This is a genomic window from Paenibacillus qinlingensis (assembly GCF_013204845.1).
GTDB lineage: Bacteria > Bacillota > Bacilli > Paenibacillales > NBRC-103111 > Paenibacillus_E > Paenibacillus_E qinlingensis.
The window spans coordinates 111,320-125,835 of the sequence record NZ_JABMKY010000012.1 but is presented as its reverse complement, the minus strand read 5'-3'; the positions used below and the strand labels follow the sequence as shown (position 1 = coordinate 125,835).

The 14,516-nt window shown below is 48.5% G+C and carries 15 protein-coding genes; 12 read left to right on the top strand and 3 right to left on the bottom strand.

The window, feature by feature from the left end; all coding sequences use genetic code 11:
* Positions 1 to 27 precede the first annotated feature (27 nt).
* The 4 genes from HQN88_RS37375 (at position 28) to HQN88_RS21100 (ending at position 3,166) form a co-directional block, all read left to right on the top strand.
* Complete coding sequence (locus HQN88_RS37375; protein WP_216855775.1) at positions 28 to 396, top strand: hypothetical protein; 369 nt, start codon at positions 28 to 30, stop codon at positions 394 to 396.
* Between the two features lie 248 nt (positions 397 to 644).
* On the top strand, positions 645 to 1,853 hold the full coding sequence (locus HQN88_RS21110) for a multidrug effflux MFS transporter (RefSeq protein ID WP_173116207.1): 1,209 nt from the start codon (positions 645 to 647) through the stop codon (positions 1,851 to 1,853).
* 100 nt (positions 1,854 to 1,953) lie between these two features.
* The gene (locus tag HQN88_RS21105; RefSeq protein WP_173116205.1) at positions 1,954 to 2,820 is read left to right on the top strand and encodes a hypothetical protein; all 867 of its coding nucleotides are present in this window, start codon (positions 1,954 to 1,956) and stop codon (positions 2,818 to 2,820) included.
* Positions 2,821 to 3,007: 187 nt separating this feature from the next.
* Positions 3,008 to 3,166 (top strand): hypothetical protein, encoded by a 159-nt coding sequence (locus tag HQN88_RS21100; RefSeq protein ID WP_173116203.1) that lies wholly within the window; start codon positions 3,008 to 3,010, stop codon positions 3,164 to 3,166.
* An 817-nt stretch (positions 3,167 to 3,983) separates the two neighbouring features.
* Here the strand turns inward: HQN88_RS21100 and HQN88_RS21095 are convergent.
* Complete coding sequence (locus HQN88_RS21095) at positions 3,984 to 4,928, bottom strand: DNA-3-methyladenine glycosylase family protein (RefSeq protein WP_173116201.1); 945 nt, start codon at positions 4,926 to 4,928, stop codon at positions 3,984 to 3,986.
* A gap of 153 nt (positions 4,929 to 5,081) precedes the next feature.
* On the opposite strand from HQN88_RS21095, the gene HQN88_RS21090 reads away from it, so the two are divergent.
* The 7 genes from HQN88_RS21090 to HQN88_RS21060 all read left to right on the top strand — a co-directional run bounded on the left by HQN88_RS21090 (position 5,082) and on the right by HQN88_RS21060 (position 11,471).
* On the top strand, positions 5,082 to 5,624 hold the full coding sequence (locus HQN88_RS21090; RefSeq protein WP_173116199.1) for a bifunctional transcriptional activator/DNA repair enzyme AdaA: 543 nt from the start codon (positions 5,082 to 5,084) through the stop codon (positions 5,622 to 5,624).
* Positions 5,625 to 5,654: 30 nt separating this feature from the next.
* A complete protein-coding gene (locus tag HQN88_RS21085) occupies positions 5,655 to 6,215 on the top strand; it encodes a methylated-DNA--[protein]-cysteine S-methyltransferase (protein ID WP_246320371.1) in 561 nt (186 codons plus the stop codon).
* A gap of 328 nt (positions 6,216 to 6,543) precedes the next feature.
* Complete coding sequence (locus HQN88_RS21080) at positions 6,544 to 8,106, top strand: spore germination protein (protein ID WP_173116375.1); 1,563 nt, start codon at positions 6,544 to 6,546, stop codon at positions 8,104 to 8,106.
* A 3-nt stretch (positions 8,107 to 8,109) separates the two neighbouring features.
* Positions 8,110 to 9,225 carry a GerAB/ArcD/ProY family transporter gene (locus HQN88_RS21075; protein ID WP_173116197.1) on the top strand — a complete coding sequence of 372 codons (1,116 nt, stop codon included), beginning with the start codon at positions 8,110 to 8,112 and terminating at the stop codon, positions 9,223 to 9,225.
* Positions 9,206 to 10,426, top strand: coding sequence for a Ger(x)C family spore germination protein (locus HQN88_RS21070; protein WP_173116195.1), 1,221 nt, complete (start codon positions 9,206 to 9,208; stop codon positions 10,424 to 10,426). The genes HQN88_RS21075 and HQN88_RS21070 overlap by 20 nt, the downstream gene beginning before the upstream one ends.
* Positions 10,427 to 10,441: 15 nt before the next feature.
* Positions 10,442 to 10,642 (top strand): CLC_0170 family protein, encoded by a 201-nt coding sequence (locus HQN88_RS21065; protein ID WP_173116193.1) that lies wholly within the window; start codon positions 10,442 to 10,444, stop codon positions 10,640 to 10,642.
* Positions 10,643 to 10,655: 13 nt separating this feature from the next.
* Entirely contained in the window at positions 10,656 to 11,471 is an 816-nt protein-coding gene (locus HQN88_RS21060; RefSeq protein WP_173116191.1) for an SPL family radical SAM protein, read from the top strand.
* A gap of 13 nt (positions 11,472 to 11,484) precedes the next feature.
* Here HQN88_RS21060 and HQN88_RS21055 read toward each other — a convergent pair whose 3' ends face one another.
* Positions 11,485 to 12,435 carry a helix-turn-helix domain-containing protein gene (locus HQN88_RS21055; RefSeq protein ID WP_173116373.1) on the bottom strand — a complete coding sequence of 317 codons (951 nt, stop codon included), beginning with the start codon at positions 12,433 to 12,435 and terminating at the stop codon, positions 11,485 to 11,487.
* Positions 12,436 to 12,620: 185 nt separating this feature from the next.
* On the opposite strand from HQN88_RS21055, the gene HQN88_RS21050 reads away from it, so the two are divergent.
* Entirely contained in the window at positions 12,621 to 13,358 is a 738-nt protein-coding gene (locus HQN88_RS21050) for a ThuA domain-containing protein (protein ID WP_173116372.1), read from the top strand.
* 319 nt (positions 13,359 to 13,677) lie between these two features.
* On the opposite strand, the gene HQN88_RS21045 is transcribed toward HQN88_RS21050, so the two are convergent.
* Positions 13,678 to 14,343, bottom strand: a complete 666-nt coding sequence (locus HQN88_RS21045) for a FadR/GntR family transcriptional regulator (protein WP_173116189.1) — start codon at positions 14,341 to 14,343, stop codon at positions 13,678 to 13,680.
* Between the last annotated feature and the right edge of the window lie 173 nt (positions 14,344 to 14,516).

The following is a 14,516-nucleotide window of genomic DNA, read 5'->3' as shown; positions in this document are numbered from 1 at the left end:
CTGGTCTTAGACCAGAGGGGCTGTTATTTGTTTCGGATGAGGGGAGTTTCAACCCGAACCGGAACCGCAACGGGAACGCCAACGGGAACGGGAATGGGAACCGGAACGGCAACGGCAACGGGAACGGAAATGGGAATGGCAACGGGAACGGGAACGGGAACGGGAGCGGGAGCGGCAACGGCAACGGCAACCGGAACCGCAACCCCAACCCCAACCCCAACCCCAACCCCAACCCCAACCCGAACCCGAACCCGAACCCCAACCCCAACCCCAACCCCAACCCCAACCCCAACCCCAACCCCAACCCCAACCCCGACCCCGACCCCGACCCCGACCCCAACCCCGAAGGGAACGAGAGGACGCTATTTTCGGGAAATTGCCCGTTTTTGGGGCTGATGGGGAACGAGAGTGCGCTATTTCTAAGAAAAAGGGCGATTTAAGCAAAAATGGCACCAAATAGCGCCCCTACGTTCCCCTCCCCAGCGAATGCGCCGTTTTAATCAAAAATAGCGCACCTAGGTTCCCCTTCGCGTTCCCGCAAGGTCCAAAAGTGGCAGGTATTTCCTCCTTGATGAACCAGCTAGACAAAACCCTTATCCCAATGGTAGGTTAAATGGATAATTAAGAAAGTATGTGATCCCATTATGTCTATTGCTTCGCAAGCCAAAGAAACAACGAGTGGCAGCCGATTATGGATGGTGCTGGTGCTCGGTTTACTGGCCTCCTTCGGGCCACTTTCTCTCGATATGTACCTACCGGCGCTGCCTGTCATTGCGGGTGACCTCCATACAACAACTTCCCTCGCACAAATGAGCTTAACTGCCTGCATGCTCGGTCTCTCTCTAGGCCAGCTCATCGCTGGATCGGTGAGTGATGTACGCGGAAGACGTATGCCTCTGTTGGTCGGCCTCCTGATTTATGGTATCGCCTCCGCACTTTGTATGGTTGCTCCATCGATCTGGGCGTTCCTGATCCTGCGCTTTGTGCAGGGGATGGCGGGAGCTGCTGGGATCGTCATTTCCCGAGCGATCGTTCGTGATATGTATGAGGGCGTGGCGTTGACGAAGTTTTTTGCGCTGCTGATGCTCGTGAACGGTTCGGCTCCCATCCTAGCTCCGATTATTGGCGGCCAGCTGCTGCAATTTACCTCATGGCGCGGCGTGTTTCTTGTGCTCAGCTTGATCGGCGTTGTGATGCTAATTATTGTTATACTTGGGCTAAAAGAGACCCATCCGCCGGAACGTCGCTCCAAAGGCGGGCTTACGAATACCCTGCGTATATTCCGCGGTTTGCTCACAGACCGTTTGTTCATGGGCTATGCGTTGACGCAGGGGCTTGTTTTCGCGGGGATGTTCGCGTATATTTCGGGATCGCCGTTTGTTTTGCAGGATATATTTGATGTGTCTCCCCAAATGTTCAGTGTGATTTTCGCTGTGAATGGGGCTGGCGTCATCCTTGCCGGGCAAATTACGGGACGACTTGCGGGCAAAGTCAGCAATCACCGTTTGCTTGCTGGGGGCTTAGTGATAGCTGTTCTAGGAGGCCTGTTGTTGCTCGTTGCAACGCTTATCGGGGCAGGGCTCATATTGATATTGCCGGCGTTCTTCCTTATCGTGGCCTGTATTGGTCCAGTTTCGGTATCAACTTCTTCCTTGGCGCTGCAAAATCAAGGCAAAACTGCCGGCAGCGCGGCAGCCTTGCTCGGTTTGATGACCTTCGTCATCGGCGGTTTAGTAGCACCGCTTGTTGGTCTTGGCGGTAGTCAGACAGCTGTACCCCTAGGCATAATCATCGCTGTCATGGAGCTGGGCGGCGTACTCTGTTTCGTTTTCTTGACGAGAGAAAAAGCGTAGATGCGACTCACTTTATTTTAAAAAATTCAAGGATTTTTCACAATTAAGGTTTATACTGAAAGAAGAATTGACCAATTTGTGAAAAAGGTGGCTAACACGCATGAAGCGCATTCATAAAACGTGGCTTATTGGCACACTCGCAGCTGGATTATTAATCAGTGGCGGCTTCGTACTTCAGCATAATCAAGCGTTCGCTAACGACACAGACACAACAACGTCATCAGTACCTAAGAAGTTTCAGGATAAACATAGACTTGAGAAGCATCCTGCTCCACCAAGGGGTGGGTTTGATTATGGTAAAGGCGGCGGTATTGGAGGCGTAATCGATTTTTCTTCGATCCTCGGTATGGATAAAGCGGCTCTTAAAGCTGAAATCGACGCGGGCAAAACTTTGGTTCAAATCGCGCAGGAGAAAGCTAATCTCAGTGAAGACGCGTTGCTTGCTAAACTGACAGAAGCGGAAACGAAGAAGATCGATACAGCACTAAGCGAGGGCAAAATCAAGCAAGAACAGGCGGATAAGCTCAAAACAGGGCTTGCCGATCGCTTGAAAAAAATCGTAGAAGCGAAGCCCCACGCGATGAATTTCGATAAAAAGCCAATGCCTCGCAGCGGCAACATGCCTAGCATGCCTATGCCTGGCGGTTTTGGGGTTGCTCCGAAAGAAATCGCAGCTATCCTTGGCCTCACCGAAGAGGAACTGGCGACTGAGCGTAAAGCAGGGAAGTCCCTTGCCGAGATCGCTGCTGCGAAAGGTATAACGGAGGATCAGTTGATCGCTAAGCTCAAAGACAGCCTGACGGATGAACTGAAAAACTTCGTCGAACGAAAAGGCGGCGGAGAGCGCCCAGTTCCACAACCACGTGGAGATGGTGGTTCATTCAAAGGTAAGCCAGGACGTGGTGGCGAGCACAGATTTGCACCGCCATCCCCGCCGTCACCGTCAGAGGCGCCTTCGGCTACATAATTCGTAGTCATGATCGACTTATAGAGATAGCAAAAGGTTGCCACATTCGATAACATCGAGCGAGGGCAACCTTTTTCGCGCCAAGTCGGGTGCGATGGAGGGAAGCGGCTAGTTGGCGTAGAAGTTTTTCACAGGAAGATCATGTGGGGAAGAAAGAGAAGAGAAGCTTGAAGGAGGAGTTACCATAATGGAAGAGCTCATCGGTCATTGTCGCACATGTGAAAGGCCCATCTATTGCAAAATGGGATTTCTGGATGGCGTTGTACAGGCGGATAAATCGTTAGTATGTTTTGAGTGTTCGGGTGAGGAGCAGAAGGAAAATGTGACTGTAGAGCCCCAAAAGTGAGGGGGAGTTGAGTTAATTAGTGAGTTCCAGTTGGATTTAATTAGCTGTATTAACTAGTAACCGTTGATTCTCGTAAGGAACAACTTAGTTGCTCCAACCACTGATTCACGATAGAACTACGTAGACGCGCTAACTGGTGATTCCCGTCAGAACAAATTAGCTTGCTCATAATTCCCAGTTCCGAGGGGGATTTGTTATGCCTGCTACTGGCGCTCCCTTCATCTTCTTTTTCTCTACGCTTATCTACTCTAATCCACACTTCACCCAATTCTCACTCTCACTCTCCAACTTGCAACGTAATCCAGCACCTTGGTTCTCAATCCCGGATAAAACAAGTCCCCCCCTAGCTCCTCAAAAGTGTAAGTAATCCATCACTTCCTCCTTCACTCCCCCAACAGTGCAAGTCATCCAACATTAGATGGAAAAAGTACAGCTATTTTTTATGGATTTCGCTGAAATAAACATTTAACTGGATAACATGTAGTTATTATCAGCAGTTTTGCTCAAAAGGGTGAAATGCGGAGAAATTAGCTACATGAAATACAGTTAAATGGATTTATAACTGAAATTCGGCGAATTTAGCTACATGAAATACAGTTATTTCAGCGGCGACGGAGTGAACGTGTATGGGGGCGTCAGCGGCGACGGGGGTACTTGGGTGCCGACTGGTGGCGACAAGTTGACGCAACTGACGGCGATCAACTTTAATGGTGCGATGGTGCGCCCCGGCGAAAGGGGAGCGCTAAGCGCCGCATGCCCCCGCGCTCCTGCTGCGTGCTGCGCACCATTCAGTCCGCGCCGCGCCCCCCAGCCGCGGCTAATACAAAACCCGCCACAAGTAAAACGTGGCGTAAGCTTCCCAGCCCCGCCAGCCCTCCGCGAGCTGGCGGATCTCTTCAAGCGAGGGCTTGGCCTCGAGGCCAAGCACATGCTTCAGCGCGTTATGCAGGCCGACATCGGCCAACGGGAACGCGGCGGGGTTGCGCAGGCAGCGCATCAACACATAGTTGGCCGTCCAGGGGCCGATGCCGCGAATGCGCAGCAGATCTTTTTCCATGGCGAGGAAATCGCCCATCGCAAGCAGCCCAGCCTTGGACAACGTACCTTCCGCCATGAGATTGGCAACGCCAATGAGGTACTCTGCTTTTTTACCCGTGAATTGTAAAGCGGTGAGATCCTCAGTCGTAAGCGCAGCGATGCGCTCTGGCGTTGGGAACGCCCAATACGTTCGACCCTCCCAATCTAGGGAGGTGCCGAAGGTTTCGACTAGACGCCGCTTGAGCGTATAGGCAAAGGTCAAATTAATCTGCTGACCCATAATCCCCCAGCTCATCGCCTCAAATAAATCGGGAATCCCCACTAGGCGCAGCCCTTGGAATTCCTCCGTCACTTGCCGCAGGATCGGATCCTCCATCTCATAGAATGGCGTAAAATCCGTCCCCAAATCAAACCACTCCCACACATAGCGAGCGATATCATCGCGAACCGCAGCGGTTAAACGAATACCACTATAGTGGACAATTCGGATGTGAAGCACCTCATCATCCTCACTGTGGACAGCGATAAGTGCGAGGTTATCCCCAACGGGCAGCAGCTTATAGATGCTGGAGTTATCCACAACGAATAGGCACTCATTGGTGGAACGGCTTAAATAGCCGATATTTTGTTCGTAACGAAAAGGCCCAGGCAGAACAAGCGAAAGCGTGCTTGATTGTTCGTCCCATTGCAGGTTGGATGGGTCAAAAGCTTGCAGGTGTGGCATCGTCATTCTCCTTATCGGTAGGAAGTCGTTACATGCATTATCGCCGAGAGCGGCTTTTGTAATCTTGCTTTCTCATCTCAGAACCCTTACAACCACAGGCGTGATTGGGTATACTGAGCTTATAAAAGGAACGCAAGGAGAGGGGAATCCGGTATGCAGGAGCGGTATTGGCAAGCGATTGTAGCGAATGATGCAGCGTATGATGGGACGTTTTATTATGCGGTAGCGACGACAGGGATTTTCTGCCGGCCATCCTGCAAATCAAGGCTTCCGAAGCGCGAGCATGTGCGTATTTTTCCTCATCAACAAGCGGCAATGGCAGCAAGTTTCCGTCCTTGTAAAAGGTGTCGGCCTGACGGTGTCAGGCTACCCGACGAGGCATGGGTTGCAGAAATGAAGGCGCATATCGAAGAGCACTTCGACGAACCGTTGTCGTTAGCGACGCTTTCGGACCATTTTTATGCAAGTACGTACCATCTACAGAGGACTTTTAAACGAATAGCTGGCGTGACGCCGTTAATGTATATCCAAGAGGTTAGGCTGGAAGCTGCTAAAAAGCTCCTAATCACCACTGACTTGGCCGTTCAGTTGATTGGGGCGCAGGTGGGGATAGCGAATGCTGCCCATTTTGCGACGTTGTTTCAGAAGAAAATCGGGCTTACGCCGACAGAGTTCCGGCAACAGCCCGTTCATTAACGATAACCGAGTTGGGAGGTTGGTTGCAACATGGCGAGAGAAGTTACGGAAAGTGCGGTAAACCATATGATCTATTGGGGTGCGGTTCGGTTGCAGGATCGTAATTTGGTAATGGCAGTAACGGATGTAGGGTTGGGTTATTTGCAGTTTCAGAAAGGTGACGCTAGAGATGGCGTTGACGTTGAAGCGTGGCAAGAATTCACCCAATGGGCGAGAAAAATTGGACAACCGAACGGATGGATTCGGCAAGAGGATAGATTAAAGCCTTACATGCAGCAGTTGAATGAGTATTTGAGCGGGAAACGAACAAGTTTTGAATTGCCATTGGATTTACGGGGGACGGCGTTTCAACAGTCGGTGTGGAGAGCGTTGCATGAGATTGCGCATGGTGTAACGGTAAGTTATTCACAGGTAGCCCAATCGTTAGATAAATCCAGTGCTGTGAGAGCGGTCGGCACCGCCATCGGTGCAAATCCTGTGCTTATCGTTGTACCTTGCCATCGCGTTGTAGGGAAGAATGGAGCGCTAACGGGTTACCGTGGTGGGCTTGAGAATAAGGAGAAGCTCTTACTACTGGAGCGACAAGGGTAGTAGGACAATGCATGTATATGTGTGATGGTTTTTTCAATTATGAGGGAGTCGTTTATTGTCACGGATCAATGACAGTAAGCGGCTCCTATTCTCCGTTATTAACAATAAATTCACTCCCGTTTTTGCTCCCATGCATAGAATCCTAAATATAGATAAAAATACGGGGAAGGAAATGAATGGGAATAGGTAGCTGAAATCATCATGAGCGTATGTACTGGGGGCGAATTGCGTGACCATTTGGAGTTGGAAGAAGCTACGGACCAAACACACATCCCAAAGTCAGCAGCCTCGGAGGATACCGCTAAAGAATTCACCCGCTCACCAGGTGATGGAAGCCAATAAAGAGGCAAGTGTCAGCACGCAACTCGAAGCGACGATTACATTCGTTCAAAAGTTACTCGGTGATAATGACGATTTCATCATCCGCCGGTTTTGCATATTTGAGGATCGACCTGCTGTCGCAATGTTTTTCCCTGATTTGGTTGATAAACAATATCTGAACGATCACATTTTAAAACCTTTGATTTTAACGTCTTCACACGATTATGCAAAAGCAGTAAACCGCCCTTTGAAAGAGTTTCTTCTGAACGATACGCTTTATGCGTGTGAGGGAAGAACGGAAACGGTGCTGAATGAAATTATCCAAGCCATCGTAGAAGGGAAAACCGCTATATTAGTTGATGGCGTAACCGATGCATTTATTTTCAGCACACGCCATGTGGACAAGCGAGCGATCACGCAACCAGAGACTGAACAGGTGATCCGCGGTGCGAGGGAAGGTTTTATCGAAATATTGGGTACGAATTTGGCTCTGCTTCGTTATCGTCTCCCGACGCCGGATTTACGGATAAAAACGATGCGAATAGGGCGTATCACTAAATCCAAAGTGGCGCTCTGCTACATTGATGGCATTGTGAACCCTGCACTCGTAGAGGAAGTGTTCAGAAGGCTATCGTTGATTGATATCGATGGCGTCCTGGATGTTGGGTATCTGGAACAGTTTATTGAAGATAACCATTTCTCCCCGTTCCCGCAAATTCAAAACACCGAACGACCGGATAAAGCGGTCGCCAATCTGTTGGAAGGTAGAGTTATCCTGCTTGTAGACGGATCTCCGTTTGCCCTCATATTGCCTACGGTATTCAGTCAATTTTATCAAACGATCGAAGACTACTCAGAGAGATTTATTCTCGTCAGTTTCATACGACTTTCACGCTTAGTGGCCCTGATTTTCTCGCTGATTTTCCCATCGTTATATGTGGCACTGATTTCGTTCAATCCAGAGTTAATCCCTACTGAGTTTGCTGTAGCGGTAGCTGGGGGGAGAGCGGGCGTGCCTTTCCCATCTGTTATCGAAGTGTTGATCATGGAGATATCCATGGAAGTACTTAGGGAAGCAACACTTCGACTGCCGCAGCAGGTTGGTGGAGCGCTCTCGATTGTTGGTGTGCTTGTCGTTGGGCAGGCAGCGGTTGCGGCAGGATTCATCTCTCCAATCACGGTTGTTATCATCGCCTTAACGACGATAGGTTCTTTTGCAACACCAGCTTACAATGCAGCCCTAGCCTTGAGGTTGCTGCGCTTCCCACTAGTGATTTTATCTGGCATATTCGGCTTATATGGGGTCATGATCGGGTTAATTCTGATTGCCAATCATATGCTGTCTTTAAAATCGTTCGGTGTTCCTTACTTGAGCCCGCTAGTTCCAGGTAATTTTCAAGGAATGAAGGATGTGCTAGCTCGTCTGCCGCTGTGGAGCATGCCCAAGAGACCGGCACTTTTACACACACCGAATGACACCCGCATCGGGAAAATAACGCAAGAAATGAGTGAGGAAGCTCCGAACAACGCATTAAACCCTAAGAAGTCAGACATACAAGGAGGAACGTAACCGATGGAGAATCCTCGCCAGATCACAGCCATTCAAGCGGCGATCATACTGATTAGCACAATCATTGGGGTGGGCGTATTAAGTCTCTCGCTATTTGCTGTCAGAGCTGCTGATTCCGGGGCGCCACTGCTAACGCTGCTGGGTTTTTTGATTGGTTTATTAGGACTTTGGCTTTTAACGAAGCTCGGTATGCGTTTTCCCACGCAGTCGATTATTGAATATAGCGAAGATTTGATAGGTAAATGGGCGGCGCGCGGATGTAGTGTGTTAATTATCGCTTTTTTTTGCATGCTTACAGCAATGGCGTCGCGTGAATTCGGGGAAGTTGTTGTTACTTCCGTCTTAACCAAAACACCGCTAGAGGTGACAGTGATCGTCATGCTGCTGCTAGCGGCTGTTTCTTCTCGCGCAGACATGATGACCTTTACGTATTTTCACCATTTTTATTTCCCCATTATCGTATTTCCGGGATTATTAATTGTCGTGCTCTCGTTAAAAAATGCACAAGTAATCAACCTATTGCCTCTATGGGGAAATGAGGCAAGCGGCATGTTAGGGGGGATTTTTACAATGGCAGCCTTATTTCAAGGCTCTTTTGTCATGACCATCGTTATACCTGCGATGCGAAGGCCGGAGAAAGCCTTGATTGCGGGGTATGTAGGCATGATCGTATCAGGAGGATTATATGTGCTTATCGTGATTGCTACAGTAGGCGTATTCGGAGCAGAGGAAATTAAAAAATTAATTTGGCCAACGTTGGAATTAGCCAAGACGACTTCATTGCCTGCCAACGTCCTGGAGCGTTTAGATGGCGCATTTCTCGCGATATGGGTCACCGCGGTATTTACGACATTGTTGACTAGTTTTTATTTAGCCATTAATTTATTAAGTCAGCTATTACGTCTCCAAGATCATAAAATGTTCGTCTTCTTTCTTGTTCCTTTTATTTATGTTATTGCCATGTATTCGCAAAATCTGTTGCAGATGTATGAAATCATAGAAACTGTTGGCCGCTTGGGGCTAATTCTCACAGTTGCTTATCCATTTGTCCTATTAGTTGTAGCAATGATTCGAAAGAAAAAACCTCGGGGGGATCAACTTGTGGCAAAATCTGATTAAGCAGATTCTTGTTTTCGTGTTGGTTGCCCCTTTGCTTACAGGTTGCTGGGATCGCCTAGAAATCGAAGATAGAGCCGTCGTCCTGGCTATTGGCATTGATAAGGCGAAGCCGGGGGATGAGAAAGAAACCAGCAATGCTACACATATTCTCAACCAGGATTCAGAGACGAATAAGGAACTTATTCGAATCACTGTTCAAATTGCTATTCCCGGCCGCATTCCGTTAGGAACAGGGGGAGGCGGATCTGACGGTACTTCGGCGGCGAAACCGGTCTGGGTACTTAGCAGTATTGGCGATACCATTGAGGATGCTTTAATGAATCTTCAGCAGCAACTTGCAGATCGGTTGTTTTATGGCCATTTACGGGTGATTGTGATTTCGGAAGCCATTGCTAAAAAAGGGATTGAGAATGAAAATGACTTTTTTCGGCGTCAACCTCAAGTAAGAAGAACCGTTTGGATGGTCGTATCGAAAGGAAATGCGGCTGACATCATGAAGGCGACTCCGCAACTGGAGCGTGTTCCGACTTTATATTTACTAGCGACCCTGGAACATGCGAGAGAAATGGGGAAGCTGCCCAACATTTTCTTGGGTGTCTTTTTCAGTGCCAGTTCGGCCAAAGGGCAGGAAGGGACTCTTCCTTATTTGGATTTAAAGAAGGAATCGAATATTGAACTTGTCGGGATGGCCTATTTTAAAAAGGATAAAATGGTCGGTACCTCAACTGCTTTACAAATCGGCCATTATATGGCGATGAAACAAATCAACCCAGGGGGTTATAGTGTCCTTCAGGAAATGCCAAACGGGAAAACGACGGTTATGTTCAAAACCACGCATCGGAAATCGAGAATAACGACCACGATCAGAAATGGGAACGTACATACCATCATAAGATGCCAAATCGAAGGAGATTTGACGGAGAAATCGAATGAGAACGTGCCCGTTACAAAGGAAAGTTTGAAGAAATTGGGGGAGAAAATTCAAGAAGACGCAACGACCGGATTTGGTAAGTTAATCCAGCAGACACAGAAGGCTGGAAGTGACATCTTCGGCTTCGGGGAATATGTGCGAGCGACGCGGCCGGCCTACTGGAACAAGGAAATCAAAACAAAGAAAGCCTGGGAAGAGAAATATAAAGAGATGTCCTTTGATGTCACGGTGCAGGTTAAAATTAGACGAATTGGGACGAAAACCAACTAGGAAAGGATTCGGCGAATGATTACCTTTAACTATTACACAGTTTTGCTGCTGTTGATCTCTGGGTTGCTTGTACTAGTCTTCGATGTGAAAGTTTATGCGAAGGCAAACATGTTCAAAGAGAAAAAGGTGGCTTTCATTGTCGGATGGTTTAATATTTCCTTAGGCGTCCTTTCGTTCATAGCCTACTGGGTGTATGAGAAGTGGTTCTGGAAATAAAAGGGGGAGTGATATGGTTAACGTGCAGCACAAGCAATCGAAGCAGCTGCTGACCAAAGCAAGCGGCTTCCTCGAAGGTTACTCGCATACCTTAAATCCGTACACGGGCTGTGCCTTTGCTTGCTCGTACTGCTATGTGCGACAAATGCCCGTGGCCTTGTTCCGCAGCGAAGCTTGGGGCAGCTGGGTTGATGTAAAGGAGAACGCGCCCGCGCTCCTCGCCAAGGAGCTGGCGAGGGCCAAAAGCAAAGGGCCCGTCACGATCTTCTTCTCCTCGGCGACGGACCCGTATCAACCGATCGAATACAAGGAGCGGCTCACCCGCGCGCTCCTCGAGGGGATGTCCGAGCATCCGCCGGACTTCTTGTTCGTGCAAACCCGCAGCACGCTCGTGACGCGGGATGCGGACCTGCTTGAGCTGCTCGGCGACCGCGTCCGAGTCAGCATGACGGTGGAGACGGACCGCGAGGACATCCGCCGCGCGTTCACCCCATCCGCGCCACCAATCGCGGCGCGGCTAGAGGCACTCCGCGAGCTTGCCGCGCGCGGGATCCCGGTGCAGGCCACGATAGCGCCAGCGCTGCCCAGCTCGGTCGGCTTCGCCGAGCGGCTCTCGGGCATCGTGGATCGGGTGTGCATCGACGATTATTTCATGGGCGATGGCAGTGGGGGAGGGCGCACGGGGCGCATCGGCGTGCGTGCTATCTATGACGCGCTGGGGCTGACCGACTGGTACAGTCGGGATGCGTATCGGCGCGTGCACGAAGAGCTCCTGCGGCATTTTCCGCAGGAGCGTGTCTTCATCAGCCAAGCGGGATTCCTCCCCTGAGGACCGCTGCTCTTTATTCTGTTTGTACTGCGGCCGGCTGCTCATCCTGAACATCCGTGTGATCCCGAAGCCGCTGTTTGAATTCCTTAGGCGAGCATTGATTATATCGCTTGAACATTTTATAGAACTGAGCCATGTTCTGAATGCCGACTTCATAGCTAATTTCCATAATGCTGAGATCCCCTGTGAGCAGGAGGCGCTCGGCTTTTTTGATACGTTTATAATTCACATAATCAATAAAGGATAGTCCCATCACTTTTTTAAAATACTTAATAAAGTAATGATAACTCAGATTCAGAATGCGGCACACATCTTCGACCGTAATTCGCTCTGTCAAATGCTCGTCGATATAATCCAGCGCTGGACGCAAACGTGAGATACCGGAATCCTCGGTCAGCCCAGCAAGATCACGTTTATCGTTGCGCAGCAGGAGCAGCAGGAGGTGCTTAATGGCAGCAACGATGGCTAGTTCATAGCCGATGGTACGCGTTTGTGACTCCTCATAAATTTGCCGGATAAGTTGGTAAGCGGTTGCTCTAACCCCCGTATTTGAACGGAAAAGTTCATTAAACGGCTCAAGCGAGTGCGTCAGCTCCGAAAATAAATGCAAATAAGCGAGTGTGCTCAGATCGAAATGCTGCGTCAGATCAATTTGAAATACAATTTGATGCAAGGGCTCTTCCGAGTATTTATGTGTGCGATGCGGCTGTGAGGAACCAAGCAGAATGACATCCCCTGCCTCCATCACCGTATAGGCATCCTTGGTTTGGATGGCGAGTTGACCCTGGGAAACCACCAGAAACTCGACCTGCTTGTGCCAATGCCATGTCCAAGGATCAGGTAAGCCGCATTGGGGATAGTCATGTTTGATTTCCCATATTTTTAAGAAAAGAAGCGGGTTCTGGTACACGACTTCTTCATTTCTAATTTCAGTTAAGTTGGTAGGACTAAGAGTAGAGTTCATAGGCATGGGATACCTCACTAAGCTGGACAATTTCGAATAAGATTTAGTCCCATTTAGTATAACATTGCAGGATAGCAGATGACACTATTGAATAAGAAATAGGCACAATTCGGCCTTTCCTAGGTACTTGGGAAAACCTATACTCAGAAGTAAGAATGAATACGCTACCTTGGAGGCATAGAATGATGAGTAAACCATTAAATGTAACCGTTTGGAACGAATTTCGTCATGAAAAAGAAAGTGAAATCGTACGTACTGCCTACCCACAAGGGATTCACACGGCAATTGGTGAGGGTCTAAGGGGTTCCGTTCAAGTCACCTATGCAACATTAGACGATCCTGAGCATGGTTTGTCGGAAGAAGTCTTGAACAATACGGACGTCCTCATTTGGTGGGGGCATAAAGCACATGATGAAGTACAAGATGAAATCGTAGCTCGTGTTCAAAAGAGTGTGTGGGCAGGTATGGGCCTAATCGTCCTGCATTCCGGTCACTTCTCCAAAGTGTTCAAAACCCTAATGGGCACATCCTGTGATCTCAAATGGCGTGAAGCCGACGAAAAAGAGCGTCTATGGGTCGTTGCTCCAGGTCATCCGATCGTGGAAGGCATTGGCGAGTACATTGATCTTGAGGCAGAGGAAATGTATGGGGAGCACTTTGACATCCCGCAACCGGATGAGCTTATCATGGTTTCCTGGTTCGAAGGCGGGGAAGTATTCCGCAGCGGTTGTACCTTCCACCGTGGGAACGGGAAGATTTTCTACTTCCGTCCAGGTCATGAAACATACCGTACGTACTACAATGAGCAAATCCGCCGCGTCATCTCCAATGCGGTTCAGTGGGCAGCGCCATCTACGCGCGAGTATCCGAAATACGGTAACCACAAGCCATTGGAAGAAATTAAAGCGAAGGTTAAAGCGTAGAATCATTGCATCGCATAGAGCATACCTCCTATTGAATGGGGGTATGCTCTTTTTCAACGTGTCTGACTCCTGACCAAGTACAACCGTCATGCGAAGCCACATCGCGCGCAATAAATGGATTTTCTGTAGCTAATTCAAGCGAAAATACGATGTTTTGCAAAATAACAGGATTCCTCCCGTTATTTCAGCTCAATTTAGTCAAACGGGACATTTCGAGCAAAATTAGATGTAGGAAATCCAGTTAAACTCTCCAAAGGCTAGTTTTAGCCGGAAATAGATGTAGAAAATCCAGTTAACTCGTAGAAACGGTTCCGACCGATCATTTTCTCAAAGCCTCCAGCATGTCGGTAATATGGGCATGCATCAGGGTTCTTGCCCTCTCACATTGCCGCTCTTCAATAGCTATGGCAATTAACGCATGATAGTGCGAAGCTTTCGTTCTCATGTGGGGCATCGTGTTGGTTTGTTTCCTGCCGTCTTTAAGAAGGGGCATAATGGCCTCCATCATTCTTCCAAGAACAGGGTTTTTCGCGCCTTCCACAATCACTTGGTGAAATGCCAAGTCTGTCTCTAGGTAAGATCCACCCTCTTTCATCTCCTGATCTAGTTGTATGGTTAATTCATGAAGCTTTTTTACTTGTGATTGTGAGGCATATCGGGCGCATAATGCAGCTAATTCCGGTTCTATTAATAATCTCGCTTCCAACACAGTAACAAGCGAAATATGACCTAATTCTTCTAGTTTCATCGTCGGATCTTCGAGTAAAAGCGGGTCATTTCTAACATACATGCCACGTCCGTGTTCAATGCTAATCATCCCTTGACTTTCTAAAGTGCGAAGAGCCTCCCTGACAGTCGTTACGCTAACAGAAAAATGATTGGCCAATTGCTGGAGGGTAGGAAGCCGATCTCCCGGGGCCCATTCCTTATCCATAATTTTTTGTTTAAATACGTTAATGGTGGTTTCAAACACTGTTTTTTTCATGATGTAGCCTCCTTCCTCCAAATTATTATCTGTTATTCTAACACAGAAGATATTGTAAACACACGTAACTTACACGTATAGAAATTAAAATATGTGAATTGACAAAGAGAAAAATAGATACTATGATTCGAATATAGATAGTATGTATTTTGAACTTTAGTAAAGTTTCGGGC